A 25251-nucleotide genomic window follows, 5' to 3' on the forward strand; every position below is an offset into this window, starting at 1 on the left:
GTTATCTAGTCGGCTACTAAGCGCCTTGGGGATTGCTTTTCTTGGCTGCAGCCAACTTATCTTCATCATAAAAAGTCAGCGTAAACGTCGTGCCTTTTTCTAATCGGCTATGGACTTGGATTTTACCTTGATGTTGTTGCATTAACTGGTGCACAATGGCTAGCCCTAACCCTGATTCGCCATATTTGGTATTTTTGCGGGATGGGTCAGCTTTATAATAGCGTTCCCAAATGTTTTTCACTTGGTCTTCACTCATGCCAATGCCATTATCACTAATCGTAATCATGACGGCCTGTTGTTGGTCATCATGCCAAGCCGTCATTTTAATCCAACCTTGTTGGGTAAATTGAATAGCATTTTGGGTAATATTAAAAACTACTTGAATAAACCGATCATAATCCGCATAAACATCTAACTTCTCCGGTGCTTGCAAAATTAATTGATCTTGTGCCGATTCCGCCTTTTCTTTTAATTGCGCAATAATATTATTTAGACAATCCGTGGCATTAAAAGTTCGTTGATGCAACGGAATTTGGTTAGTCCGAATTTTTTCATAATCCAAATTCTCATTAACTAAGCGAATCAAACGTTTAGTTTCATTGCGCATTAATTGGATACTATGCTCACGCTGATCCTCGGGAATAGCATCATAAGCCAAGCCCTCTAATAACCCATTAATTGTCGTTAACGGTGTGCGCATCTCATGCGAAGCATCGGCCATAAACTCTTTGCGACGTTGTTCTTGGCGTTTAATTTCTTGATCAGACTCTTGTAATGATAAAGTCATCGCATTAAAATCATTAGCCAAATCATCCAGTTCGTCTTGACCATCCGCAGCAATTTGAACATCAAAATCGCCACCCGCGACTTGTTTAGTCGCGCGCCGTAATTTATCAATCCGTTTGACTTGCCAATTAGCCAAATACCAACTCATAACCAAAGCAATTAACACTGAAATTAATAATGCTATTAATAAGTTATGTTTAATCGTATTAATACTGGTTTGAATCGCTGATACTTCCGAACCAGCCAATAACACCGCCACTAATTTATTATTATGATCAAACCAAGGCTTCATAATATAAGTCATCGGCTGCTTATTATAAACTCGCGGCCGTTCGTTTTCATGACTATTGCGCTCGCGAATAACGTTTCCCGCTTTTAATAATTTTAACGTGTGGTGATCAATTACCGGCCGTTGCGTTCGGTTCGGATAAATCTCACTCCCCGTTTTATCAAACATGACAAAATTAACCTTTTGGTCTGCCAAAACTTCTTGCATTGATTCTAAAGTGTCTGCGGTAATGTTATCAATATTGCCCGTGCGGGGATTCACTTTGAGCGCCATTTTTTGTAAGTTATCCGAATAGCCCTCCAATTGCACCCAGGTTTGACGATAAGCCATATTTTCACTATAGCTATAAACTGCAATGGAGATAACTCCTAGACAAGTTCCCACGACGATCAAAAAACCTAACATATATTGATAGATTAATTTCATGATGCACCTAAATCCGAATCGTCAAACTTATAACCTACTCCCCAAACAGTTTGAATCACTTGGGGACCGACTTGTTCAATTTTTTGGCGTAATTTTTTAATATGGGCATCAACCGTCCGCTCATCACCAAAATAATCATAGCCCCAAACTTGTTGTAACAATTGTTCCCGCGAAAAGACTTGGCGCGGCTTATTGGCCAAAGTTTTCAACAAATCAAACTCTTTAGGAGTTAGATTAGGAATTTCTTGTTGCATTAAATAAGCTTCACGAGTATTACTATTCAGTTTGAAATATTTAGTTTGAATATCAAAATTTTTATCACTAGCCGTGGAAGTTTCGGTATCAGTTAATTCACTGCGCCGATGCAAGGCTTTAATCCGAGCAATTAAGGTAATCGGGCTAAACGGTTTCGTGACATATTCATCCGCATATTCCAAACCTAAAACTTGATCACTTTCAGAATCACGGGCCGTCAACATAATAATCGGCACACTGGCCGATTTTTGGCGAATCTCTTTAGCCACTTCTAAGCCATCTTTACCGGGTAAATTCAGATCCAAAGTAATCAAATCCCAGGAATTTGGCTCTTGATTAAACATCTCTACCGCTTCATTACCATCATAAGCAAAATGAACGTCCCAATTTTCTTTTTGAAAAAACATCGACATCATTTCGGAAACAGATTTATTATCCTCAATCATTAATAATTTCATAAATTATCTCCACATCAATTATTCAAATCTTACTTATAGAATACAGTTTAAGGCTTACCATACGTCAACACAACCTTTCCCGTGGTATGTTGACTTTCTACCAGCTGGGTTGCGTGTTGCAAACTCGCAACTTCAAATCCAGTGATTTCTTTGGTTAACGTGGAGTGCAGTAAGCCTTGATCCAGCCAGGCTGCAATTTGGCGCAAATACTGACCTTGTGAAGCCAAATTTGGAGTTTGATAATAACTTTTCGCAAACATCCACTCCCAGCAAAAGCTAACACTTAACCGTTTTAAATCGTTAATCTGGTGCTGACTCATATTAGTAATTGTGCCAATCATGCCAGTTGCTGGTTGAATGAGCTGAATAATCTCTCGCCAATGCGCATCGACATCACTCAAAACTAAAATATAGTCAAACTGTTGCTGGTGTGCTTGCGACACTAAATCTTGATGATGATCTAAAACATGATCTGCTCCTAACTTTTGGACCCAAGCGACAGCTTCTGGGCGTGAAGCCGTCGCCCAAACCTGCAAGCCACACAACTTAGCTAATTGAATCGCACTTGAACCAACACCACCAGCACCGTTAATAATAAGAATAGATTTAGCTTGATTAGCTAAGGTATTCAACGTTAAATGTAATTTTTCAAAAAGTAATTCATAGGCTGTCAGAGCAGTTAAAGGCATAGCAGCACTTTGAGCCACGGACAATTTTTGGGGAGCTAACGCTACTAAGCGCCGATCGACCACTTGTAATTGGGCATTACTACCCGGTCGCTTCAGATCGCCGGCGTAAAAGACCCGCTCTCCAGGATGAAAATCTCGAACGGCGGAACCAACTTGTTGAATAATACCAACAGCATCAAATCCCAAAACGCGAGGTTGCTTTAAAGCGTGTAATGTTTTACGCGTCGCAATATCAATCGGATTGACAGCAGTCGCTAAGACTTCCACCAACAAATCATTCGCTTTTATCGTTGGCAAAGTCAACTCCGTCTTTTGAAAACACCGGTCATCTGTAACTGGGTAATAATTATCTGAACCCATTGCTAAACTTAACATCGCAATTCCTCCTTAAAATACTACTTAAAATTTTAATAACTAACGTTGATTAAACAATTGCTACTCCAAATTTTTCTTTTAGCACAACCTCATGGTTTTTTGACTAAAATACGCTATAATTAATTCATTATACTTAATTTATCTTGATAGGAGTTTTCTCATGACCCAAAAAAAATCACTCTACTTGGCTTGTTCTTGGTTTAGTCCGGAAGAAGAACAATATATGCAGCAAGGCCAAGCCGCTTTAGCACAAAACCCAACGGTTGATTGGGAAAATAGTTTTCGACCACTGGAACACCAATTTAATGATGTCGACGTGACCAAACAACCAGAAATGTTGGCTGATCCTTTATGGCAAATTGGCACTTTTCGTGGTGATCTCGCAGGAATTGATCGTTCTGACGTAGTCTGTGGCATGTTTTTACCAACACATGCAGACACTGGGATGGCTTTTGAATACGGTTATGCCTATGCTAATCACAAACCTATTGTCGCCGTCATTCCCGACGATAATCAAGAAGCCATCAACTTAATGCTGATTCCTAGTGCCACTTGTTATATTACGTTGAGTCAATTAGCAACCTTTGACTTTAATAACATCACTTATCAAGTTTATCCTGGAACCTGTTATTAACTTTTCAAAAATTCATAACATTAAAAGAGCCCCTTGGTAATTAGATTACAACAAATCTAATAATTAAGGGACTTTTTTTACTTTGTAAATTAAGTTATGAACAAAATTCGACCACCCAGTATCAATAACAGAATGGCCAACACTAAGTTACCAATTTGTGCCACTCGCCAAATCATTTGAAATTGTTTACCTATAGGCCGCTTAGCATTTTGATAAATCCGGTAGAATTGCCAAATGCTTAAACTAATAATAAAAATTGCACTTAATATTTTTAACATCTGTGCCTCAATTACTTAATCGGCGACCAAAATCTGGTTTAAACCATTTAAATTGGCCTACCCGAACCTTTTCTCCTGGCTGAGGGGCATGAATATACTCACCATTACCGGCATAAATTCCCACATGTTCTGCACTCCCAGGTGCGCCCCAAAAGATGAGGTCACCAACCTGTAATTGATCTAACGGCACATACTGTCCCACTAAACTCTGTTCTTGCGAAGTTCGTGGCAAAGCTAGCCCCAACTGGCGCCCCACATATTGAACTAATCCAGAACAATCAAATCCTGCAGGTGTAGTGCCACCATAAACATATGGCACTCCAATATAGCGATTAGCTAATTGAACAAACTCATTATTTTGCGCCATCGGTGGCAATTGTAAATTAGGAATATCGGTAATCTCGCCACGCATTTGCTTTTCGTGAATTTGATAATCAGTCGAATTAACATTAATTTCCGGAACTGGTAAAGTTTGCGTTTGTGCTAACGTATTTTCAACTTTAATAATTGGTGTTGTGCCTGTCTCTGCATGAACAACAGAACCACTGACACCAGCAACTCCTAAAATTGTGATTAAAACTGACTGTCTAATAAATTTTTTTAATATCATTAAATCATAAACCCCTTAATGATTTATTTAAGTTCAGTTTATAATTTAACAAGCATTGGTGCAAGCTTTTTCACAAATAATTTGCAGCTAATTTTTGATTATGTCAACGCTCACTGTATTAAAAATATCCACAGATCCTTTAACAGCAAAATAGCGTGTTCAGCGCCTACAAACGACGCAGCAACACGCTTAAATGATTGAACTTTATTTCTGAGCTGAATAATTAATTTTAGCTAATTCATCAATCTTGTCGTAGAAAGCTTCGGCATCAACATTCGTTACGAACGTTACTTCGCGACCTTGGTCCGTTTGATAAGTTCGACCTTGGGAAGCTCCAGTGGTGGAAACGTCTGACTTAACCACTTTAGAATCCGCCAATTCAGGATAATTGCTTAACAATGTGGTCAGCACATCCCATAAGTAATAGATTGAATTAGCTTCAAACGAATGCACCAAAGAATAGCCCTGACCAATTAAATCTAAAATTGGATACTGGCGCTGTTTTGCCCAACGTAACCGCAACTCTTTTGTCAAAGGAACTTGATCCGTACTATCTAAACCAACCATTGTAATTTTTAAATCAGAATCCCAGACTTTTTTGACAGCAATCGGATCCCAATAAGCATTCCATTCCATCGTATCATCAGCGCCGGGTTCAAAAACATTACCTTGACTATTCAAAGCTCCGCCCATCCAATATAACCGGTCAATCTTATTAACAATGCTGGGATCTGCATCTAATGCCCGCGCCAAATCGGATAAGGGACCAGTCATGACCAACGTAATTGGTGCACTAGCAGCTTGAATCTTATCAATCATATCCAAATGCGCTGGCTTAGCAGCAATGGGCGTTTTGGGTGCGCCATGTTCATTTAAAATTGGAAAATCATCAAACGAAAAAGCACTCAAGCGCCACTCTTTAGGAAATTGATGAGCCGCCCGGGAGTCTGATTTAGCAACTGATGCTGGTCGGCGTCCAGCTTGCCCAAACGTATCAATAATTTTCTGTGAAGCACTAGCAGCGGGATCCACATAACCATCGGCATCAGTGACACCAACGCCAATGACGTTAACATCGGGCATCTGTAAGAGCAGTAACAATGAAACTAAATCGTCAACATTACCATCGTGATTTAAATAAACATTACGCATGAATGAAAGCCTCCTAATTATTTAAGATAAGAATGACACAGGTCTCATAAAATCGTCAAGTAAAATCTTTTTGAGGTTAAACTTTAGATCATTAAGATGCTCTGAAAAAGTGCGCTGGAATTAAACGTACATATCATGATATATTAGTAATTAGCAAAAACATTTGTATTATTCGTGAATTAATTGAATTAAGGTAAATAAATAGAGTTTTATTTGAATTCACATGTAAGCGTTATTTTAGATTATATTAATGATAAGCTAAAAATCATTAGAATTAATAACTATGATAGTCCAAAACTGATTGACTTTAAAAGCTGTAAATGTAACTTAAAATTAGACAGGGAGAATAGTATTGGATTTCGATAATATACCAAAAAAAGATGTACAAAAACTATTAATCAATACAAAAGAATTTTTGAATAACCCTACGTTCTCTTTTCCCATAGTTCGAAAATATAAGCAAGATGAAGAAGTTTTTGATACAATTAGTGGAGTAGAATATAAGTTTGGGATATACCGTGGCAATATCCAAGACAAATATTCAATGCACTTGAGATTTAAAAGTCCATACAATTTTCACTTGGTGCGAATTTGCATAAATGGATCTAACCATGTAAACCATATTGACAATACAAGAGTTGGACGTAATCACATACACTTATATAACAAAGATTCAACAGAAAAAGATCACACGTATGCTTATGATTTAAGTCAATTTGCTCCATCTATATCTATAGAAGACATAGAATCTTCATTTAAAAGCTTTATAGACTACGTTCATATAAATACTAAGTAAGAAAAGAAAGGTGATGACATAAATGTTAAACGCTGAAAATTTAAAAAAAGCATATATAGAATGGATTAAAGGCTCATATAACTATAGTCAGATATCTAATGATGCAGTTAGAATTGACTTACCTTTTTTGGATAATTTTTCAGATGAAATAGTTATGTATGTCACCGATTATAACGGAAAATTAAAAATAACTGATGATGGATGGACACTTTATAACTTAGAAAGTTTAGGAGTTGATGTTGAATCATCTCCAAAAAGAATAAAACTTTTATCCAATCAATTGAAAGCATATGGCGTTGAAAAAAATGAAGACGAAATATATATACTGACTACAAAAGATGAATTTCCAATAGCCAAACATAGACTCCTGCAAGCAATGTTATTCATTAATGACATGTTTATGACTAGCAGAAAGCAGACTAAAAGTATTTTTTTGGAAGACGTCGATGATTTCTTAACATCTAATAACATAAGAGCAATAAAAGATATGTCGTACGTCGGTAAAAGTGGATTAACACATAAATATGAATTTGCAATACCAGGTATTAAAAATAAGGTTACAGACAAACTAATAAAAACAATGTCTAATGAATCTAATCAAGTGTATGCAAAATCTATTTTAACTGATATATCACAAACAAGAGATGTTCTAGACAGTAAAACTGATTTTTATGTAATTTATAATGACCAAGAACATTCCGAGAACGCTAATTTAATATTCAATCTCTTTAATGAAAATAAAATAATCACAATCCCCTTTAGTGAAAAAGAGGATTACGTAAAGGAATTAAGTGCTTAGTTTAAAGTAAACACTTCCTAAGACACTGATGTACACCCCAAAATTAGGACAAGTTTTTAATATTTAGTTGTTAAGGACTAATTTACGATATTCTATCGGAGTTAGTCCTTTTAATTTAATCTTGATTCTCTGATGATTATAGTAATAAATATATTTCTTGATTGCTACCTCTAAGTCATCTAATCTTTCAAATTGCTCCTCAAAACCATAAAACATTTAGCGTTTAAGAATGCCAAAGAAACCTTCCATGAGCCACTATCTAAGGAATGTCCTTTACGGGACATGGATTGCTTTAAGTTCGGACTACGTGAGATGTTGTAGGCAATAAATTTATTGAGTACAACCATCGATAATAGGAGCAAGATATGTCTTTTGCCCTTTTAAATTGAATTCAGTCACGTCACAATACCATTTTTGATTTGGTTTGGAGGTGCCAAATTGGCACTGAATTAAGTTAGCCTTGATACAACCTTGAGTACCACGATAACTATTATATTTGCGGCGCCGTTTACTAGTAATGCCACTGAGTTTCATCTGCTGCACGAAACGTTGAACTTTCTTATGATTAACTCTTGATCCTTGACGCTTGAGTTCTAAGGTAATGCGCCGGTAACCGTAGCGCTGTTTGTGTTGTTCATAAATTGACTTGATGAAATTCATTAAGTTTTGATTTTTCTGATCCTTATTCATTATTCATTTTATTAATTGTGTAGTAATAATTACTGAGTGATAAATGCGGTAAATGGGGTTTGGCATTAATGGTTTCAAGAATAAAAGTTACACTGACTGTAAGTTCGTGCCTTAGCTTGGTAACTACCTGTGCTTTTTCTTCGGGTTGCGGTTCTTGACCCGCTGGTTTACTAAGGCATTCAATTTTTTTACAAATTCGTTTTCGACGGTAAGCTTTAAGTTCTGTTGGCGTAGGCGGGAGACTTCTTTGCGTAAACGCTCGTTTTCCTGCTCTTTGTTGGTCATTATCCGTTTAATCGCCTGCCCCTTATATTCCACTGAGTAATGAGTATATGGTTGATCTAACATAGTAAGAGAATGACGATCTATTAGGTTAATCAAATAATGAATGAAGGAAAGTCCTACGCTATATCTGCGGCTTAATTCTGTGAGACTAACACTGTGCTTTTTCCATAAATTGTAAATCTCAATTTTGTCTTGTTTAGATAATTTAGACATAAAAATGCCCCCAAAGTCGTCCTAACTTCGGGGGTCACATCATAAAACCATAAATTTATACAAATAATTTTTCTATAATTTTTTCAAAATCAGTAGTTAAACCACTCTCCCATAAAGGCCGTACTGACAGATAATTCAGCCTTTAATGGGCTACTTTTAAGGCTACAGTTACATAAGTTCTTGCCTTACTAGCGCCAATTATTTGACCATGATCGCCTTGAACTTGTCTTTCCGTACAAGTCCATAAAGTCGCTACTCTACGAACTTGACGAGGTTTTATTCGCGTCTTAATCACACTGCGTTGTTTCATATAACGAAGATAAGATTGAAACTGCGCTTTGTTCTTAAAACTCAAAGTATGTGGTTTAGCCACTCCACTATTTGCTTGTACTGCTAAAACAGTTCCAACAAAACGTCTTTGTGGTGTATAAATATAAACGTGATGATGTTTTTGATAAAAAGATTGTTTTAAATAGTGATTTAACTCAGTGAACTTAGCACCTTGACTAGGTAAGAACCCCATCATGTCATGCCCATAAACAAATGTATTAGCGTCATTAAAATTAGCTTGATTACGATAATCCAAAAAAATTTGCCCCGCTGGAGAATATTGATTAATTTCGTCATGATTTAAATAAAAAGTATTGTTTGAACTTTGTAAAATTGGATAGTTAATTTTAGTTCGAGGAATATAAATCCAAGCTTTAATCTGAGGATTCAGTTTTGCCAAATGATGCCAATTGATTTGAATATTACCTTCTGCTGGCATTTTTTGCATATTATTGGATTTTTTGACAACTTTTTGTACTAATTGATGTGTTTGTTGCGCAGCTTTAGATTCTAAATATTGCGTATAACCATACTTAGCTACAAAAACTAAACCTATCATTGCAATTAATACTAAGATACAGCGAAGCATTCGATTCTGAATTGCTAATTTAGTACCTTGAGTTCTCTTCATAAAAGACATATCACTTTCTAAATTTTTATTATAAAAAAATGAAGCTAGGACAAAAGCCATTTAGTAGTTGAACACTAACGATATAAAATTTCCAAGTCCAAACTAAGTTTGGAAACTTTAATATCGTTAAGTACAACCTGCTGACTTTTGGAATGCAATAAGAAATTAAAATTCAAAAAAATCCGAATGTTAACCTTATTGTCCTAGCCTCATTTTACTAGCAATGTTAGTCAAAGATTAGTTAAATTTACGGGCAATCAAACCAAAAATTGCGGAAATTGAAGCAATTCCTCCAATAATGGCACTAATTAAGCCACCATTACGACCCGTTTGGACATCTCCTGCTTGTTTAGTAGACGTTGGTTTGGCTGCTGAATGGTATGATACGGGATCATTGGCAGAATTATTATTCGAATTAGTTGCAGTGACCTGCCCCTCAGAGCCGGTCGCAGTTCCAGTATTCTTCGTCGTGTTAGTATTAGTTGTGGGTGTAGTATTAACATTATTAGTAGTTGATGCGTCTGGAGCTGTTCCCGTTGCTACATTCGACCCTGTATCCCTATATTTGACATACGATACCATTTCAGGATTTTGAGCAACAATATTACCTGTTGGATTAGTAAATGTTACAGTTGTTGTACTTGGTGTATATCCATCAACATTTGGCGTAGGAATAGTTTTAGATTCTCCCTGATTAACGGTTATCGTACCTTGATTTAAAGAAATAGGAACATGATAATACCCATTAATATGGGCCATAATATTATTTGTAGTATTAGCAGTATCAACTACTTGGCTACCATCCATAATCTGTGCCGCATTAACAGTAGTAGCGGAATTACCAATAACGAATGAACCTGCGGTCATACCAACTCCTGCCAAGGCAATAGCAGTCATAGATGTCAAAACTAATTTTTTACTTTTTTTCATTTTCTCAATCTCCCTCAAAATTTTATGTAAAAATAGTTAAGTAAAAAAATAATTTACAACTTTAAAATATTTTCTCCTGTCAACTATGTTTTACATATGTAATCGTGGTACATGTATTACACTTTGTAAATCATAAAATACGCTAACTTCAAAGCAGTGTAGCTTACAATTTTATCAAGAGGTGTAAACTATGTCTGACAAATTAGGAGAATTTTTACGCACTTTGCGCGGTTCTGAATCACTACGCAGTGTATCGCAAAGAACACAAGGGCGCATCAGCCATAGTTATATAGCTGATTTAGAAAAAGGGATCAGTCATCGAGGCAATAAAATTAATCCATCACCAGAAACTTTAAAAATTTTAGCCCGTGTTTATCATACTGATTATGATAAATTAATGACTTTAGCTGGTTACACAGATGAATTACAATCTCAGGCCTCATCAACAACTAAAAAAGTTGACATTGACGATGACATTATCATGACTTACCGTGGCCGTATAATATCTCAGGAAGATATGACTTTAATTAAACGGCTCTTAAGAGGTGGCAACTTAGACGAGAAATGAGACTCTCGTCTTTTTTCTATTTTTAATTGCAGACAAATTAAATCAGTTTCTAACAGCAAATAATTGTACTACATTTAGAACATAGTCTAAAATTACAAAATAATCAATTTTTAAAGCGACTAGTAAATTAAGTTCTATTACCGTGGCACTTAATAACTAATTTGAGAAAAATTTAATCATTTGACGAATTCATTATTACACTAAAGTCTAAAGTTGTAAATACAAAAATTTAATTTTAGACTAATGAATTGTCAAATATAGGAGAATAACTTATGACTTTATTTGACAATATCCGAATCATTGCTAAGCAAAAAGGCCTCAGTCTGAGTAATATCAACGATCAGGCAGGGTTAGGTAAAAATACTATTTATTCTTGGAAGCATAAGAATCCTTCAACTAACAATCTGCAAAAGGTTGCTCAAATTTTAGATGTTTCCACTGACTACTTATTATCAGCAAAAATTTCCTCCTCTAATTTTCACAAACAGACCCGTGAAATCAATCTTGATGACAATTATATTATGACTTTTCAAGGTCAACCGATTCCCGACGAAGATCTAAGAGTTATCAAACGTATATTGCAAAGCATTAAACCGCGACAATAAGCCATTAGTTACTAATTATCAAATACTGCAAAATAACTACTTTGCCGGTTAAGACAATTCCAAAGTTAAAGTAAGCTGACCGAACGACTGATCATTCAAATCAGAAAATAATCAATAGCCAACTAAAGTAACCCAAAATTCGAAATAAAATTAAACTGATTGACATCTTATAAAAGTAACAAAAAAACACCTTCAAATATTCAATTGAAGGTGTTTTTATAAAATTGAAAAAGTTGCAATGGAGATGAGGAGAATCGAACTCCTGTCCATACATACTGCCACATTAGTCTCTACATCCATAGCTACACTATTTAAAGTTCACCGTTAAGCGCGCCGTGTAACCAGGCTAACCTTAACGGCTAACCTACTAATCTCTTTTTAATTGCTCAGGTAGCACAATCAAACGTAGCCTAATTATTTGAGACCCAGGATCAACCCTTAGGCAAAATTGACTGGATCACACTTTAAACTGTGATTAAGCAGCTAAAGCGTAAGAATTGTTATTATTTTTTGCAGTTATAATTTAACTGTAACGTTTTTACGTAGCCGTAACCTACGAGATGCAACCAATGCTCAACTACATATGTCGAATCCATAACATCCCCTTAATTTTAATAATCAAATTTTATCATGTTTTAGAACCAATTTCAATTTTCAAACATCAAAAAAGATGAGACCCCACTTAAGATCTCATCTTTCATCAAGTTCAATGTTTAAATAACTATTTAACTAACCGCGCAAACTCCCGCGCAATCATTAACTCTTCATCAGTTGGAACGACTAACGCTTTAATCTTTGAATCAGGAGCAGAAATTACTCGGGCCCCATGACCATCGTAATTAGCGTCATGATCAGCTTTGACACCCATAAAGCTAAAGGCATTCATAACTTTTTCACGAATATGGGGATTATTTTCGCCCATCCCAGCGGTAAAGACTAAGACATCAACACCCTGCATCTCAGCAATATAACTACCAACATATTTCACAATGCGGTTAATAAAGACATCAATCGCTAATTGGGCATCTGGGTTAGTCTTGCGCGCCGCGATCAAATCCCGCATATCGGGTGAAATTCCAGAAATCCCCTTTAAGCCAGATTCATTATTTAACAGGTTAATCATTTCTTGCATATCAGTAATTTGCAATTTTTCCATTAAGAACGCCACCAATGATACATCAATATCACCAGCGCGCGAACTCATTGTCACTCCAGCAATTGGTGTAAAGCCCATTGATGTATCAAAGGCTTGCCCATCTTTAATGGCTGTGACTGAAACACCGCTCCCCATATGCAAAGTAATCATCTTTAATTTATCATAATCAACATTTAACAGTTTGGCTGTTTCGTGTGAGACGTAATTATGGCTAGTTCCGTGAGCACCATAACGATGAGCACCATACTTTTTATCTAATTCACGGGGAATTGAGTAAATCTTATTCATTTCAGGTAAGTTATGATAGAACGTTGTATCAAACACTGCCACCTGCGGTACTCCTGGTAGGATTTGGTTAAAAGCTTCCACACCTTTACGTTCCGCTGGATTGTGTAATGGCGCGTATTCATCAATTGTGGCTAATTTAGCCAAGTTATCTTCTGACAAAACAACTGAATCACTGAATACCGGACCACCAGAAACCACACGGTGACCAACTCCTGAAATATCTTGGATACTATCAATTACCTTCAATGCCAACAATTGTTTGATTAGTAAATCAACTGCTGCACTGTGAGACTTAATTGGTAATTGTTGCGTATGCTTTTGACCATCATAAGTAATTTCAAATGTTGATTGATCACTACCTAACCGGTCAACCATTCCTTTCGCAACAACTTGTTCATCTGGCATATTAAACAACTTAAACTTCAAAGTTGAACTACCAGAATTAACTACTAAGACTTTACGCATAACACTAATCTCCCCACTGAAAAGTTTTCTGACTCCAAGTTTGCAATTGTTGTTTAAATTGTGTTAAATCTTGCGCATCATCTAAATTAGGAATTTGCCCCATCAAAACTTCGGGAGATTGTTGTGCCAAAGCACCGTGCCGTTGCAACACTACCAGTGATTTGGCAGCTTCTGCGCTCGCAAACAATTTCGTAGGTAAGCTTAAAACTGCTTGTAAGTATACATCTTGAACCATCCACTCTGCCAAGTGTTTGGCTTGTTCTGTTTGAAAAATTTGCGACGGCACAACAAAGATACCGATTCCACCAGGCTGCACATTTTTCATTGCCTGCTCCATCAAAAGATGATGAGCATACGAATGTCCTTTTTGGGCCTTAGTTTGAAAATTAACAACATTATCATCAACCGGATAATAGCCTACCGGTAAATCCGACAAGATCAAGTCAAAATTGCTCAATAACCAATCAGCAACCGCATCTTGATGATATAAGTCAACAGAAACTTTAATTGCTTGACTAACCGCATCAGCCAGCATCAACATTTGATCATCATTGTCCAAGCCGTACATTTGTAAACTCAGCTCTGTACTGTGCTGTAATTCATGATTAGTTTGGTAAAGCAAATTACCCGTGCCAATCGCCGGATCCATGGTCTGCAAAACTTTTTTCGGATACTGCTGAAACACCTCGGTAATTACTAAGGAACAAAGAGTGGCAATAATATTAGGTGTCATTAAATGATTGACATCGACTTGATCCAACCGCTGTGCCTTAATAATTGCTAAGTCTAGTGCTTCCTTGACTTCCTTAGTACTAAAAGTCGTTAAATCAAAACTTTGATATTGTTGATTTAAACTCTTAGCCTGCTCTTCATTCGGAAAACCATCCTCAATAAAAGTTGCTTGACTCAAAATATTTAAAATATTTTCGGATAAGGCATCTTGATAAGTCACCCGTAAATCTTGTTTTAATTCTTGCGTCGTTTGATCCACAAATTGATAAATTTGTTGAATCCGAGCTTGAGTTTGACTCATAGTCGTCTTCCTTTCACTTCACACTTCCATAATATCTTAGCGGAAGTTACTTCAATTAGCAAAGTTTATAATTTTTTCCGTATAAAGCTGATCTAATTGACGTTGTGTGTGTAATTCCGACTGGTAAAAATTCAAATAGACTATCAAGAATAAACATTCAACATTCAATAAAAAAATTGCACTAATTGATACCATAGCCTGCTGTTTTAAATGATGTTGCTTATTGGAAGTCAACATAATATTCCCACTTTCGACGATACTGGTCAATGGCTTTTATTTGTAAAATTTGATTTTTAACTTCTAAATGCAAATTTTTTTGCTTAATTAATAATGGCATGTGACCCTGGCTCACACCGGTGAGTCGTAACATATCATGATAAATCTGTAATTGATAAATTTTGTGCGGCAATTTAGCTTGCTCATCCGTTTTTATCACTACTTTGGTAGGTGTTGCTTGTTGAATACTAGCATGCTGGCTAATTTCCTCCAGTTCCAGCATCGCTACCACCCAATCACTACTCGCCCGAAACAAACTGAGTTTTTGTTCATGATAAGTTGTTAGAAAATAAGCAATGCAAGAAAAAGTCAACATTGAAATAAATAAGGAGACTAATACTTCACTGAGTAAAAAAGCGGAATGTCTTTGTTTGAGTATCATAAGTTAGACCTACATTTTGACAAGATACTTTAATTAAATCCGTTTGTTGATTAAACGTATACTGTCGATTATCAAGTGTAATTTGTTGTAAATTTGGTTGTTGTAATTTTTGATACAGCGCGATTTTCAGACCCGTCTGACGCTGTGTTTCATGCAATTTCGTTTGCGTTGGTAAAATGCACAAGGGGATAATACTAATTGCTTGCAAAACTAAGAAGAACCCCAGCATACTATCAAGTAATAAAAAAGCGGCCTGCCGTTTATGTGGCAATTAATTGCCCCCATCCCATTTGAATTTTATAAATATACTTTTTATTTTTGGTGAAAAAAACAATCGTTGCTGGTGAAACTATCGCATCACCAGCGATTTCTAACTTCAATGCTCGTCCATGATTCGTATCAAACTCAAAAGTCATACTCTGCGGAAAGTCTTGAATGATTGTTTGGCCATTGGGCAAACCAAGGCTGCGAAAATAAATTCGATGGGCTTGATTATCTAACAAAATGGTACATGAATGCTTCGTTATAAAGACCGTTTTTAAGGCAGTGTGCCAATTATATTCAAACTTAGCTAAGGCTAGTTGTTCTTGCTGATCGACTAATTGTTCATGGTAGTCATTAGTCGGAATTAACAAAATAGTACACACTAAACCTAACGTGATGACTGCTTCTAACAAAGTGAAAGCTGCTTGACTATTTTTTAGGTCCTTGAACGGTGCCATTTTCAATGGTATAGCCATCTCCCTTGGCTTTTTTAGCTTGCGCTGCTGATAAATAATGATCTTGTTCTAATTGATCCCAACTAACATTATTACCATCGTCGTACATATCAACCTGGGTTTGTAAAGTTGATTTAAAGGCATTATCAGTTTTGGACTGCGCCGAGTGTTTTTGCGTATTAATATTTGGAATAATGATTAATAATAATAGCGAAATAATAAACAAGACGATCACCATTTCGATCAAGGTAAAGGCAGACTGCTTTTTCGTCAATTTTTTCTTCATGATCTACAATCCTTTCATCATGGCATAAATTGGTAAGAGAATGCTTAAATATGTTCCTAGGATCATGACCGCAACTATTATGAAAAAGAAGGGCTGGATTTGATTAATTAATCGTTGAATTTGTTGTTGAACTTGTTGATACTTTAATTCAGCAATAGTTTGTAATTCAATCGCTAATTGTAATGTCGCATGCCCCAGATTCACGGCAATATTAATCTCTTTCGGTAATAGCGGACTCGTTTTAACAATTTCGTTCAAAGAAAGACCGTGAATGATTTGCTGTTGAATCTGCTGGGCCAAATCATATTGAATCGATCCGGGTGTTAACTTTTGGGCTGCTTGCAAAATTTCTTGCAAGGACAAACCACTTTTTAAAAAAGTCGCTAAAGACGTCAACAAAACATACTGATAATAATTTTGATAAATACGTCCTACAATTGGCCAGTGTAATTTATGCAAAGCTTGCTTTAATTCTGGCAATCGCCGTAAATAAAACAATTCTGTTAATAAACCACCAACAATTATTAAACCTAAAATTCCGAGAATTACCTTACTCCAGATAGATAAATGAATTTTAGGTAATTGTTGGGCCAATTCCACTTTTAAAAAAACTAATAATGTTGCTAAACTAATCAACAAAAATATTGGATAAGCTAATAAATTCAAAATTGTCCGAGTATTTTTTTGCCGCGTCTTTAAGGTTGCGGCATTTTCTTCTAAGCAGCGCACCAAATTACCGTGAATATCCGCAATCGTTATTTGACTAATAATTGTTTTGGATAGTCCTGTCACAATTAAAGCTTGATCTAACAGCATTCCCGCGTTTAACCGTTGCAAAACTTGGTTCAAAACCTGCTTTTGTTGCGGATAAATTATTTTTAACGATAGTAGTGCAATTTCTATCGAAAAGCCATTTTTAACTAATTTAGCCAATGTGGATAAAAATTGTGCTTGTTGGGCTACCGTCAATTTAACCGGTCTGTAATTGTTCAAAAACTTCATCACTAATCAATCCCTTTTGATAATCATGGTGTAATAATTGCTGCCAATCTTCAAAATTACTTTGCGGAATTTTAATGGCTTGCACCAAGTCATCATCTAACAAAACATCTTGATAAACTTTGACCGTTTGACTAACTAGGGGCACTAACCGCTGGTAAACCACGCAGTTTAAGACGGAATACATTTCACTTTGACTAATTCCGAGTTCCATCATCCGCCCAATGACGGCATACTTATTGCGTGCATGTACCGTTGATAAAACCAAATGTCCACTCAAAGCAGCCCTTAAAGCCATGCGTGCTGTGGTTTCATCTCTAATTTCTCCTAGTATTAAAACATCTGGTCGGTGTCGCAATGAAGTTTTGATTAAGTCTGCGTAACTCATTTGTGCTTGATTATTGACTTGAATTTGTAAAAAACTCGGTTCGATGATTTCAATGGGATCTTCAATCGTCAATACAATTTTCTGAGCGGCATATTGTTTCGTTAATTGATACATTGACGTTGTCTTCCCCGAACCAGTTGGACCACTAAATAAAATTAAGCCCCGGCGATTCATTACTTTAGCCCATTGCTTACGTAAAAGTGTTGGACTAGTATCAGACTTTAAAGGATACAGTAAGCGAATCACTAAAGATTCCTGATTGGAAAAATTGCCGACCGTTGACAATCGTAAATTTAATTGTTGCTTTCGATAAGAGAAACTTCGCGCTCCTACTTGGGGCCGGCGGTGCTCACTGATATCCATATCCGAGCTAAATTTTAAATAATTAATCACACCTTGAGCAAACGCCGCATCTAAGATTTGATAATCATGTAAACCATCAAGTTCACGCATTTTCACTGCAAACTTGGAACCATGGGGCAGGAAAAAAATATCCGAAACTTCTCGTTGACAAGCAAATTCTAACAACTGTTGGGTATAAACTTCTGGCTGCATCTTTAACCTCCTTTCAGTTTAAAAATACCCGGAAAAACAAAAAAACTTTTCTTAAAATTAAGAAAAGTTTTTTATCGGAAATTTGTAATTTTTAGTTAATTAATAATTTAATCTTCTTCAGCAGCCGCCGTAAAGACTTCTGAAACATCATCATCATCTTCTAATTGATCAATCATGTGTTCAAATTGTTCTTGCTTATCTGCGGGAACTGGTACCGTGTTCTTAGGAATCATCGTTAAAGTAGCATTAGCTAATTGGTAACCCATTTTTTCCAAAGCATCCCGGACCTGCGTAAATTCTTTGGCTTCCGTATAGATTTCAAAAGCGTCATCACTAACTTCCAAGTCGTCAGCGCCAGCTTCCATCAAATCTTCTAGCATCTTATCTTCATCAGCATCCGTTGTTGAACGATCAATGACGATGTAACCTTTACGATCAAATAAATAAGACACTGAGCCAGCAGAGCCCATACTACCACCATTGCGGGTAATGGCTACTCGCACAGAAGTGGCAGTCCGATTCTTATTATCAGTCAATGTATTAACTAAGACTGCCACACCACCCGGAGCATAGCCTTCATAAGTGATTTCTTCATAGTTAGCGCCACCAGCACCGGAAGCTTTATCGATCGCCCGTTTAATATTATCTTTCGGCATATTAGCTGCACGAGCTTTATCCATCACCAAACGTAAGGAAGCATTGTTCGCTGGGTCAGGATCACCACCCTTTGCTGCCATGTAGATTTCACGTGACAGCTTTTGAAAAATTTTACCACGCTTTGCATCTTGAGCGTTTTTCCGCCCTTGAATGTTATGCCATTTAGAATGTCCTGACATTCGCTTACTCCTTCTTTCCGATTAGTATAATTAATAGACAAAACCTTTATAATCATACCAAATTTAACGTCTATCAGCAACGTTTTCTCCATAATTGCCAAAGCCATAAGAAAATATAGGTTAATCCGGCGCCAATAAAAGCTCCCAAACTATCCAACATGACATCTTGAATTAAGGGACTGCGGCCACTCGTCAACAATTGATGAAATTCATCCAACCCCGCTAAACCAGTAGTACTTAACCAACTCAGCCACGGGGCTAGGTGCCAATGCTTAACTTCATTTTTTAAAAATAAAGTGCCCACTATGCCTAACATTCCAAAGACACTCAAATGTGCTAATTTGCGAATGCCAAATTCAATTAATTTGTAATAACCAACCGTTGCCACTGCTTGGCGCTTATGACCATAAACAAAATCAATGTTTTGTAAAAACCGATTGCCCGGGCGATTAGGTAAATAGTACTTTAAGAAAGGTACTAGTGACTGCTGATGATAAGTCATGGATGAACTAATAAAAATTCCAATAATCAATACTATAATTAAAATTAACCACCAAATTTGTCGTGAGTGTACTTTTTTCATCTTAACCTCAACTAACGCTTTACTGCATTAATTTTAATATATTCTCAAGATTTATTCCACCGTCACACTCTTGGCCAAATTACGGGGTTGGTCAACATCATTGCCTCGGTTTTTAGCAGTATAGTAAGCCAATAATTGAGCAGGAACAATCGCTACCAACACATTTAATAGCTCGCTTAACTCACTAAAAACAATTTGATCTGTAGCTAAGGCCAAATTACTTTGACTAATCACTAACGGCTTTGCGCCCCGACTGACAACTTCTTGAATATTACTTCTCGTATGACTAGCCGTCTCTTTTTCCGTGATAAAAGCAATAACGGGGGTCTCTTGTTCAATTAAAGCGATGGTTCCATGTTTCAATTCACCAGCGGCAAAACCTTCCGCGTGTAAGTAAGAAACTTCCTTTAATTTTAAAGCGGCTTCCAAAGAAACATAATAACCGTTACCACGGCCAATAAAGAAAGCGGCTGCTTGGTGATCAAAATACTGTTGCGCCAATTGGGCAATCTGATCTTTTTCATCGACAATGGTTTGCATGCCATTGGCTGCTAGAGCTAATTGTTGTTGTACATCAAAAGTTTGCGCTGCACTCAATTGCTTACTTTCACCTACTGCTTGCGCTAAAATGGCTTGAACGGCAATTTGGGCTGTATAAGCTTTGGTTGATGCTACTGCAATTTCAGGGCCCGCATGTAACAACAAAGTAAAGTCTGCTTCACGTGATAATGTAGAATTGGCAACATTAGTCATTGTTAACGTCGGATAACCTAAGGCTTTAATCTTAACCAAAACTTGTCGACTGTCAGCTGTTTCGCCACTTTGACTTAAAAATAAGAAAAAGGGTTTGGCAGATAATTTGGGAATATGATAACCGAACTCACTGGCTAAAGCTACTTCCACTGGGATATCAGCCAAAGTTTCAAATAATTGCTTTCCAATTAACCCAGCATGATAACTTGTTCCGGCCGCCACAATATAAAGGCGATCGCTTTGTTTGAGCGCTGTCAATAACTGCGAATCCATTTGAATTTGCTTTTGCTCAAAATAATGAGCCACAATCCGGCGCAAAACAGCAGGTTGCTCATCAATCTCTTTTAACATATAACTATCATATGTGCCTTTAGACAAGTCATCGGCCGCTATCTGAACTTGATAAGTTGCTCGCTCAATAGGTTGATTGTCAATATCAAATAACTGCACTTGATCTTGTGTAATAATCCCCGTTTCGCCATCGTTAATTTCCATAAAATTACTCGTTTGCTTCAACATTGCCAAGGCATCTGAACATAAATAGTTGGCAGTAGTTCCGACGCCGATTAATAATGGACTTTTATTTTTAGCAAAGAAGATCTGTTGGGGATTTTGGCGGTCCATTAAAGCAATCGCATAAGAACCCGACAATAATTGCACTGTCTGTTGTAACGCTTGTAAAGTTGTTAATTGTTTGGTCTGGACAAAGTAAGCAACTAATTGCACAATCACCTCGGTGTCCGTTTCACTATGAAACACCACATCAGCTAAGTATTTTTGCTTCAAGTCTGCACTATTGTTAATGACCCCATTGTGCACTAAATAAAAGCGTTCATCATTAGAAAATTGTGGATGGGCATTTGCTTGCGACGGCTGGCCATGTGTGGCCCAACGTGTATGTCCAATCCCCGTAGTTCCCTGAGGATAACTGGCAACTGCTTGTTTCAGATTATTAATTTTTCCCGAGCGTTTACATAAAAAGTCTTGCTGATCCGTGGTTGTTAAATAAATTCCGGCAGAATCATAACCCCGATATTCTAATTTTTCCAAACCTTCTAATAAGATTGTTTTTGCTTGTTCAGCTCCGGCAACGCCGACAATTCCACACATAAATGTTACTCCTTAAAAATTGGTATAGTCCTAAATCCGTTTTTTGATTGATTAGAACAGCTGAAATAATAGCTTTTTTTAAAGATTATGTCAACTTATTGAAAAATTGGTATACACCGATTGCTGATAAAATTAAGTTGCTTTTCTAAAATTAAATGTTTATCATTTAAATGTAAGCTTTAATACCTAAAAATAACTAATTAATTGCGTGAGGTGAAGGATTTATGCCCTTAGGAATCAAAATTATCGCCCAAAATTGTCAAGGCTTAGTGACCACCTTTGGCAAATATAAACGTAGCGTAACCCCTGGTTTACATTTTTATGTACCTTTAGCTCAAAAAATAACTTCGGTCAGTTTGGCCATGCGTCCCATCGAACTGCCCCACTACTCCATCATCACTAGTGATAACGCCGAGGTTTCAACTTCGGTAACTTTAAATTTCCACGTCACAGATGCGATCAAGTTTGAATACAACAATACTGATTCAGTTGAATCGATGGCCCAATTAGTACGCGGGCACCTCCGGGATATTATCGGGCGGATGGATTTAAACGCCGCTTTAGGTTCTACTGCACGTATTAATTCTGACCTCTCCAAAGCCATCGGTGACTTAACCAATATTTACGGCATTACAGTCGATCGTATTAACATTGACGAATTGTTGCCTTCCCAAGAAATTCAAAAGGCTATGGATAAACAATTAACCGCTGATCGGGAACGGATTGCCGCAATTGCTAAAGCGCAAGGTGAAGCAGAATCCATTCGTTTAACTAATGAAGCCGAAAATAACGCGTTAATTGCCACTGCTAAAGCCAAAGCACAAGCAACCAGAACACGGGCCGACGCTGAACAATATCGCATTGATACTATTCAAAAGGGATTAGATCATGTTGACGATAAATTCTTTCAAAACCAATCGATCGCTGCCTATCAAACATTAGCCACATCAGATACTAACTTAGTCGTCGTGCCTAACGACAGTAGCAACGATTTTGGTCAAACTGCTTTGTTAGCGCAAGCCATTCAAAAAAAGCAACCTTCGGCATCGGAACAAACTGAGAGTTGATTTTCATTAAATAATATCCAAACTAAAAAGACGAGGTGGGAGAATAAGCTGCACAAGCTTATCGTAATTGCCACCTCGTCTTTTTATCATAATGGTAATAATACGGTCACTGTCGTTCCTTGATTTAACCGACTAGTAAGGGTGATTTGCCCCTGTAATGCTTCGACGGCTTGTTGTGTAATAGCTAAACCTAAGCCCGTCCCACTAATCTGGTGGTTGCGTGATTTATCAGCACGGTAAAAGCGTTCAAAAACATGTTGTTGATCCTGCTTTGCAATACCGCTGCCAGTATCGCCAATTTTTATTCGTAACTGCTTGTTAATTGCATCATGTTGTATTTGAACATGAATCTGACCATTGAGGCGGTTATATTTCACTGCATTAGTAATTAAATTTTCCAAAATTTGCCGTAACTCCGCCCCAGCCAGCTTCACCCAAACATCCCCTTGAAATTTGGTCGTCACTTGTAACTGTAATTGCGCAATTTGGGGCTGTTGTTGCCGCAAAATTTGTTCGACTAGTGCTTGAACATTTACACGTTGACTATTTAACTGCGAAGTTTGTTCTAAACGAACTAGTGTCAGAGCATCTTCAATCAAATCCACTAAGCGCTGAGCTTCTTCTTGAATAATTTGAATAAATTGGGTATTTTTGACTGGATCATCTTGGGCGCCATTCAATAGCGTCTCGGCAAAACCTAAGATCGCTGTAATCGGCGTTTTCAATTCATGGCTAATATTCGCAATGAAATTTTTTTGCTGTTGTTCCAGTTGATGCACATGCGTTAAATCATACAAAATAACTATGACTTGGCGTTCTGTTAATGCTTGATCGCGGGCAATTTCAATAACATTGGCATCAACAAAACAATTGGAATCACCGATTAATTGAATTTCTTGATGATGATTTTGATTTTTGCGCAGCGTGTGTTCAATCATCCGACTTAAGGCGTAGGTTTTAATATCTTCAACAAAAGGATGTGGCTGATCAGCAATCTCTTTGCCTAAAATATCTACCAGCGCTTGATTATGCAAAATAACGTTTCCTTGTGCATCTAGCAACATAATTCCTAATGGCAAATGGCGTAATAAACTAAAAAAGCTTTGCTCCAACAGTTGATTAGTTGCTTCTAATTGGGTAGTGTATTGTGTCACGGCATTGACAGTTTTAATTAAATCTGTATATGGCGTATTATCTAAGGCAATTAAAGCCGGTGTGTGGCGCTTTTGGTTTAAGCGTTTTAACTTATCAATCACGGCCTGCAGATATATTTTTTGATTGCGATCAGCTCGGAGTTGACTAGCCAACAAAATCAATAATAAAACCAAATAGCCACCGGAAAAAAGCCCAACTAAATTTGATCTAGCCCACACAGAAAAATATTTTTTGACAATCACTTTTCGCTTGGTTACCGCTGATGGTGTTAATAAATAAAAAATATATTTTTGTCCGTGAACTTTTTGAATCCGGTAAAGATGATTACTATCCAAGACATCTTGGTTCAATAACGTCAGCGCTTGCTTTTGTAAATCATTCTGCGGTCGTCCTTTTTTAATCGTCAACACCCGTAACTGATGATCGTCAGCCCAAGTAGCCAGCAATTGTGGTTTATTATCCTGATTTAAAACTTGATAATCTGCTTTTAAAGCCGTGATATGGTTGATTTGTTCTTGCTTATTGAATTGAATTAATATAAATAAACAAAAACCATAAATTAAGCCACCAAAAAACATTGTTCCTAAGATCAACTGCCGCTGTCGTTTCATATTATTCTCCTGAATTAATCATGGATTAAACGAAAAATTATCAGCTGTTTTACTTATTAATCATTAGACATTAATTGAAGATTTAACGAAATCATAGCAATACTTCTTGAATAATTTTAAATTGTTAAACGATAACCAAATCCGCGGATGGTTTGTAAATATTGTGGCTCTTTGGGATTTTGTTCAATTTTATCACGCAAATGACTTACTTGGATATCAATTGCTCGAGAATCTCGATCAAGCTCAGCAGCCGTTCCCCAAAGATGTTCTCTTAACTGATCTCGAGTTAAAGTGTGATTGGCATTGCTATAGAAATAGTCAAATAATTTATACTCCGTTTTAGTTAACGCAATAGCTTGTTGGTTGACAATTACTTGAAAATTAGCCCGATCTAACTTTAACTTGTCAGACGTTACCGTTGTCGATTGCCGCCGCAAAATAGCATTAATCCGAGCGATTAATTCCGATAAGTTGAACGGCTTCGTAATATAATCATCTGCCCCCAGATTCAGACCTTGTACTTTGGTTTGTGCATCATCACGCGCTGTAATCAAGATGACTGGAATTTGATTATGTTGTGCTCGCAATTGCTCTAACACCTGTAAGCCATTAAATTGGGGCAGCATTAAATCTAGTAGCACTAAATCAAACGCTTGTTCTGCAATTTTTTGTAACGCATGTTGGCCATCAGTAGCTGTTTGCACCAGAAAATCATTTTGTTCCAAATTATATTTCACTAATTCTACAATTGCACGTTCGTCATCAACTACCAAGATTCTCTTCATGAGTT

The 25251-nt window shown here is 36.8% G+C and carries 29 protein-coding genes, 1 other RNA gene and 1 pseudogene; 6 read left to right on the forward strand and 25 right to left on the reverse strand.

All coding sequences use genetic code 11. From position 1 onward, the window contains the following. Positions 1-16: 16 nt before the first annotated feature. From AC3B5B_RS01000 to AC3B5B_RS01010, 3 genes are read right to left on the reverse strand one after another with little or no spacing between them, the layout of a single operon-like run. Positions 17-1501: an ATP-binding protein gene (locus AC3B5B_RS01000; protein ID WP_489769090.1), complete on the reverse strand. Its 1485-nt coding sequence runs from the start codon at positions 1499-1501 to the stop codon at positions 17-19. Continuing rightward, positions 1498-2214 carry a winged helix-turn-helix domain-containing protein gene (locus tag AC3B5B_RS01005; protein ID WP_489769091.1) on the reverse strand — a complete coding sequence of 239 codons (717 nt, stop codon included), beginning with the start codon at positions 2212-2214 and terminating at the stop codon, positions 1498-1500. Before AC3B5B_RS01005 ends, AC3B5B_RS01000 begins: the two co-directional genes overlap by 4 nt. 47 nt (positions 2215-2261) lie before the next feature. After that, the gene (locus AC3B5B_RS01010) at positions 2262-3278 is read right to left on the reverse strand and encodes a zinc-binding alcohol dehydrogenase family protein (RefSeq protein WP_489769092.1); all 1017 of its coding nucleotides are present in this window, start codon (positions 3276-3278) and stop codon (positions 2262-2264) included. A gap of 160 nt (positions 3279-3438) precedes the next feature. Between AC3B5B_RS01010 and AC3B5B_RS01015 the strand changes: the two genes are divergently transcribed. Further along, positions 3439-3912 (forward strand): nucleoside 2-deoxyribosyltransferase, encoded by a 474-nt coding sequence (locus AC3B5B_RS01015; RefSeq protein WP_489757389.1) that lies wholly within the window; start codon positions 3439-3441, stop codon positions 3910-3912. An 89-nt stretch (positions 3913-4001) separates the two neighbouring features. On the opposite strand, the gene AC3B5B_RS01020 is transcribed toward AC3B5B_RS01015, so the two are convergent. The 3 genes and pseudogenes from AC3B5B_RS01020 to AC3B5B_RS01030 form a co-directional block, all read right to left on the reverse strand. Beyond that, a complete protein-coding gene (locus tag AC3B5B_RS01020; protein ID WP_489757388.1) occupies positions 4002-4190 on the reverse strand; it encodes a hypothetical protein in 189 nt (62 codons plus the stop codon). Between the two features lie 7 nt (positions 4191-4197). Then, positions 4198-4527 (reverse strand): annotated as a pseudogene (locus AC3B5B_RS01025) (C40 family peptidase); the annotation flags it as partial. Between the two features lie 477 nt (positions 4528-5004). Continuing rightward, a complete protein-coding gene (locus AC3B5B_RS01030; protein ID WP_489769093.1) occupies positions 5005-5952 on the reverse strand; it encodes a nucleoside hydrolase in 948 nt (315 codons plus the stop codon). A gap of 352 nt (positions 5953-6304) precedes the next feature. On the opposite strand from AC3B5B_RS01030, the gene AC3B5B_RS01035 reads away from it, so the two are divergent. Next, positions 6305-6748: a DUF6978 family protein gene (locus tag AC3B5B_RS01035; RefSeq protein ID WP_489757386.1), complete on the forward strand. Its 444-nt coding sequence runs from the start codon at positions 6305-6307 to the stop codon at positions 6746-6748. Between the two features lie 22 nt (positions 6749-6770). Next, complete coding sequence (locus tag AC3B5B_RS01040; protein ID WP_489757385.1) at positions 6771-7547, forward strand: DUF1828 domain-containing protein; 777 nt, start codon at positions 6771-6773, stop codon at positions 7545-7547. Between the two features lie 63 nt (positions 7548-7610). Here the strand turns inward: AC3B5B_RS01040 and AC3B5B_RS01045 are convergent, their stop codons facing one another. The 5 genes from AC3B5B_RS01045 to AC3B5B_RS01065 form a co-directional block, all read right to left on the reverse strand. Next, on the reverse strand, positions 7611-7763 hold the full coding sequence (locus AC3B5B_RS01045) for an IS3 family transposase (RefSeq protein WP_489757384.1): 153 nt from the start codon (positions 7761-7763) through the stop codon (positions 7611-7613). Between the two features lie 114 nt (positions 7764-7877). Beyond that, the gene (locus AC3B5B_RS01050) at positions 7878-8207 is read right to left on the reverse strand and encodes an IS3 family transposase (protein WP_489757383.1); all 330 of its coding nucleotides are present in this window, start codon (positions 8205-8207) and stop codon (positions 7878-7880) included. A 153-nt stretch (positions 8208-8360) separates the two neighbouring features. After that, positions 8361-8735: a hypothetical protein gene (locus AC3B5B_RS01055; protein WP_489757382.1), complete on the reverse strand. Its 375-nt coding sequence runs from the start codon at positions 8733-8735 to the stop codon at positions 8361-8363. Between the two features lie 142 nt (positions 8736-8877). Beyond that, positions 8878-9696, reverse strand: coding sequence for a class B sortase (gene srtB / locus AC3B5B_RS01060; protein WP_489757381.1), 819 nt, complete (start codon positions 9694-9696; stop codon positions 8878-8880). Between the two features lie 237 nt (positions 9697-9933). Further along, positions 9934-10626, reverse strand: coding sequence for a hypothetical protein (locus tag AC3B5B_RS01065; protein ID WP_489757380.1), 693 nt, complete (start codon positions 10624-10626; stop codon positions 9934-9936). A gap of 190 nt (positions 10627-10816) precedes the next feature. On the opposite strand from AC3B5B_RS01065, the gene AC3B5B_RS01070 reads away from it, so the two are divergent. After that, a complete protein-coding gene (locus AC3B5B_RS01070; protein ID WP_489757379.1) occupies positions 10817-11194 on the forward strand; it encodes a helix-turn-helix domain-containing protein in 378 nt (125 codons plus the stop codon). Positions 11195-11466: 272 nt separating this feature from the next. Further along, on the forward strand, positions 11467-11799 hold the full coding sequence (locus AC3B5B_RS01075; protein WP_489757378.1) for a helix-turn-helix domain-containing protein: 333 nt from the start codon (positions 11467-11469) through the stop codon (positions 11797-11799). Between the two features lie 236 nt (positions 11800-12035). Here the strand turns inward: AC3B5B_RS01075 and ssrA are convergent. From ssrA to glmS, 12 genes are all read right to left on the reverse strand, one after another. Then, positions 12036-12404, reverse strand: a transfer-messenger RNA (tmRNA) gene (gene ssrA, locus AC3B5B_RS01080). 116 nt (positions 12405-12520) lie between these two features. After that, positions 12521-13708 (reverse strand): acetate/propionate family kinase, encoded by a 1188-nt coding sequence (locus AC3B5B_RS01085; RefSeq protein ID WP_489757377.1) that lies wholly within the window; start codon positions 13706-13708, stop codon positions 12521-12523. 4 nt (positions 13709-13712) lie between these two features. After that, complete coding sequence (locus AC3B5B_RS01090) at positions 13713-14741, reverse strand: class I SAM-dependent methyltransferase (protein WP_489769094.1); 1029 nt, start codon at positions 14739-14741, stop codon at positions 13713-13715. 220 nt (positions 14742-14961) lie between these two features. Beyond that, positions 14962-15399: a hypothetical protein gene (locus AC3B5B_RS01095; RefSeq protein WP_489757375.1), complete on the reverse strand. Its 438-nt coding sequence runs from the start codon at positions 15397-15399 to the stop codon at positions 14962-14964. Further along, positions 15359-15670 carry a hypothetical protein gene (locus tag AC3B5B_RS01100; protein WP_489769095.1) on the reverse strand — a complete coding sequence of 104 codons (312 nt, stop codon included), beginning with the start codon at positions 15668-15670 and terminating at the stop codon, positions 15359-15361. The genes AC3B5B_RS01095 and AC3B5B_RS01100 overlap by 41 nt, the downstream gene beginning before the upstream one ends. Then, positions 15660-16127 carry a hypothetical protein gene (locus AC3B5B_RS01105; RefSeq protein ID WP_489769096.1) on the reverse strand — a complete coding sequence of 156 codons (468 nt, stop codon included), beginning with the start codon at positions 16125-16127 and terminating at the stop codon, positions 15660-15662. The genes AC3B5B_RS01100 and AC3B5B_RS01105 overlap by 11 nt, the downstream gene beginning before the upstream one ends. Beyond that, positions 16093-16404, reverse strand: coding sequence for a competence type IV pilus major pilin ComGC (gene comGC / locus AC3B5B_RS01110; protein ID WP_489757372.1), 312 nt, complete (start codon positions 16402-16404; stop codon positions 16093-16095). The genes AC3B5B_RS01105 and comGC overlap by 35 nt, the downstream gene beginning before the upstream one ends. A 3-nt stretch (positions 16405-16407) precedes the next feature. Then, positions 16408-17406 (reverse strand): type II secretion system F family protein, encoded by a 999-nt coding sequence (locus AC3B5B_RS01115; RefSeq protein ID WP_489757371.1) that lies wholly within the window; start codon positions 17404-17406, stop codon positions 16408-16410. Further along, positions 17375-18346: a competence type IV pilus ATPase ComGA gene (gene comGA, locus AC3B5B_RS01120; RefSeq protein ID WP_489757370.1), complete on the reverse strand. Its 972-nt coding sequence runs from the start codon at positions 18344-18346 to the stop codon at positions 17375-17377. Before comGA ends, AC3B5B_RS01115 begins: the two co-directional genes overlap by 32 nt. Before the next feature lie 107 nt (positions 18347-18453). Next, the gene (locus AC3B5B_RS01125; RefSeq protein WP_489757369.1) at positions 18454-19182 is read right to left on the reverse strand and encodes a YebC/PmpR family DNA-binding transcriptional regulator; all 729 of its coding nucleotides are present in this window, start codon (positions 19180-19182) and stop codon (positions 18454-18456) included. A 73-nt stretch (positions 19183-19255) separates the two neighbouring features. Continuing rightward, entirely contained in the window at positions 19256-19765 is a 510-nt protein-coding gene (locus AC3B5B_RS01130) for a VanZ family protein (protein ID WP_489757368.1), read from the reverse strand. Positions 19766-19816: 51 nt separating this feature from the next. Beyond that, a complete protein-coding gene (glmS, locus tag AC3B5B_RS01135; protein WP_489757367.1) occupies positions 19817-21628 on the reverse strand; it encodes a glutamine--fructose-6-phosphate transaminase (isomerizing) in 1812 nt (603 codons plus the stop codon). A 224-nt stretch (positions 21629-21852) separates the two neighbouring features. On the opposite strand from glmS, the gene AC3B5B_RS01140 reads away from it, so the two are divergent. After that, entirely contained in the window at positions 21853-22695 is an 843-nt protein-coding gene (locus AC3B5B_RS01140) for an SPFH domain-containing protein (RefSeq protein ID WP_489757366.1), read from the forward strand. 86 nt (positions 22696-22781) lie between these two features. Here AC3B5B_RS01140 and AC3B5B_RS01145 read toward each other — a convergent pair whose 3' ends face one another. Beyond that, positions 22782-24461: a sensor histidine kinase gene (locus AC3B5B_RS01145; RefSeq protein WP_489769097.1), complete on the reverse strand. Its 1680-nt coding sequence runs from the start codon at positions 24459-24461 to the stop codon at positions 22782-22784. Between the two features lie 116 nt (positions 24462-24577). Further along, the gene (locus AC3B5B_RS01150) at positions 24578-25246 is read right to left on the reverse strand and encodes a response regulator transcription factor (protein WP_489757364.1); all 669 of its coding nucleotides are present in this window, start codon (positions 25244-25246) and stop codon (positions 24578-24580) included. Between the last annotated feature and the right edge of the window lie 5 nt (positions 25247-25251).

The organism is Bombilactobacillus sp. ESL1187 (assembly GCF_058107155.1).

What these genes read in the sequence shown, in the direction of transcription:
- AC3B5B_RS01000 (WP_489769090.1), bottom strand. Translation starts at nt 1,501, where the DNA reads ATGAAATTAATCTATCAATATATGTTAGGTTTTTTGATCGTCGTGGGA.
- AC3B5B_RS01005 (WP_489769091.1), bottom strand. Translation starts at nt 2,214, where the DNA reads ATGAAATTATTAATGATTGAGGATAATAAATCTGTTTCCGAAATGATG.
- AC3B5B_RS01010 (WP_489769092.1), bottom strand. Translation starts at nt 3,278, where the DNA reads ATGTTAAGTTTAGCAATGGGTTCAGATAATTATTACCCAGTTACAGAT.
- AC3B5B_RS01015 (WP_489757389.1), top strand. Translation starts at nt 3,439, where the DNA reads ATGACCCAAAAAAAATCACTCTACTTGGCTTGTTCTTGGTTTAGTCCG.
- AC3B5B_RS01020 (WP_489757388.1), bottom strand. Translation starts at nt 4,190, where the DNA reads ATGTTAAAAATATTAAGTGCAATTTTTATTATTAGTTTAAGCATTTGG.
- AC3B5B_RS01030 (WP_489769093.1), bottom strand. Translation starts at nt 5,952, where the DNA reads ATGCGTAATGTTTATTTAAATCACGATGGTAATGTTGACGATTTAGTT.
- AC3B5B_RS01040 (WP_489757385.1), top strand. Translation starts at nt 6,771, where the DNA reads ATGTTAAACGCTGAAAATTTAAAAAAAGCATATATAGAATGGATTAAA.
- AC3B5B_RS01045 (WP_489757384.1), bottom strand. Translation starts at nt 7,763, where the DNA reads ATGTTTTATGGTTTTGAGGAGCAATTTGAAAGATTAGATGACTTAGAG.
- AC3B5B_RS01050 (WP_489757383.1), bottom strand. Translation starts at nt 8,207, where the DNA reads ATGAATTTCATCAAGTCAATTTATGAACAACACAAACAGCGCTACGGT.
- AC3B5B_RS01055 (WP_489757382.1), bottom strand. Translation starts at nt 8,735, where the DNA reads ATGTCTAAATTATCTAAACAAGACAAAATTGAGATTTACAATTTATGG.
- srtB (WP_489757381.1), bottom strand. Translation starts at nt 9,696, where the DNA reads ATGAAGAGAACTCAAGGTACTAAATTAGCAATTCAGAATCGAATGCTT.
- AC3B5B_RS01065 (WP_489757380.1), bottom strand. Translation starts at nt 10,626, where the DNA reads ATGAAAAAAAGTAAAAAATTAGTTTTGACATCTATGACTGCTATTGCC.
- AC3B5B_RS01070 (WP_489757379.1), top strand. Translation starts at nt 10,817, where the DNA reads ATGTCTGACAAATTAGGAGAATTTTTACGCACTTTGCGCGGTTCTGAA.
- AC3B5B_RS01075 (WP_489757378.1), top strand. Translation starts at nt 11,467, where the DNA reads ATGACTTTATTTGACAATATCCGAATCATTGCTAAGCAAAAAGGCCTC.
- AC3B5B_RS01085 (WP_489757377.1), bottom strand. Translation starts at nt 13,708, where the DNA reads ATGCGTAAAGTCTTAGTAGTTAATTCTGGTAGTTCAACTTTGAAGTTT.
- AC3B5B_RS01090 (WP_489769094.1), bottom strand. Translation starts at nt 14,741, where the DNA reads ATGAGTCAAACTCAAGCTCGGATTCAACAAATTTATCAATTTGTGGAT.
- AC3B5B_RS01095 (WP_489757375.1), bottom strand. Translation starts at nt 15,399, where the DNA reads ATGATACTCAAACAAAGACATTCCGCTTTTTTACTCAGTGAAGTATTA.
- comGC (WP_489757372.1), bottom strand. Translation starts at nt 16,404, where the DNA reads ATGAAGAAAAAATTGACGAAAAAGCAGTCTGCCTTTACCTTGATCGAA.
- AC3B5B_RS01115 (WP_489757371.1), bottom strand. Translation starts at nt 17,406, where the DNA reads ATGAAGTTTTTGAACAATTACAGACCGGTTAAATTGACGGTAGCCCAA.
- comGA (WP_489757370.1), bottom strand. Translation starts at nt 18,346, where the DNA reads ATGCAGCCAGAAGTTTATACCCAACAGTTGTTAGAATTTGCTTGTCAA.
- AC3B5B_RS01125 (WP_489757369.1), bottom strand. Translation starts at nt 19,182, where the DNA reads ATGTCAGGACATTCTAAATGGCATAACATTCAAGGGCGGAAAAACGCT.
- AC3B5B_RS01130 (WP_489757368.1), bottom strand. Translation starts at nt 19,765, where the DNA reads ATGAAAAAAGTACACTCACGACAAATTTGGTGGTTAATTTTAATTATA.
- glmS (WP_489757367.1), bottom strand. Translation starts at nt 21,628, where the DNA reads ATGTGTGGAATTGTCGGCGTTGCCGGAGCTGAACAAGCAAAAACAATC.
- AC3B5B_RS01140 (WP_489757366.1), top strand. Translation starts at nt 21,853, where the DNA reads ATGCCCTTAGGAATCAAAATTATCGCCCAAAATTGTCAAGGCTTAGTG.
- AC3B5B_RS01145 (WP_489769097.1), bottom strand. Translation starts at nt 24,461, where the DNA reads ATGAAACGACAGCGGCAGTTGATCTTAGGAACAATGTTTTTTGGTGGC.
- AC3B5B_RS01150 (WP_489757364.1), bottom strand. Translation starts at nt 25,246, where the DNA reads ATGAAGAGAATCTTGGTAGTTGATGACGAACGTGCAATTGTAGAATTA.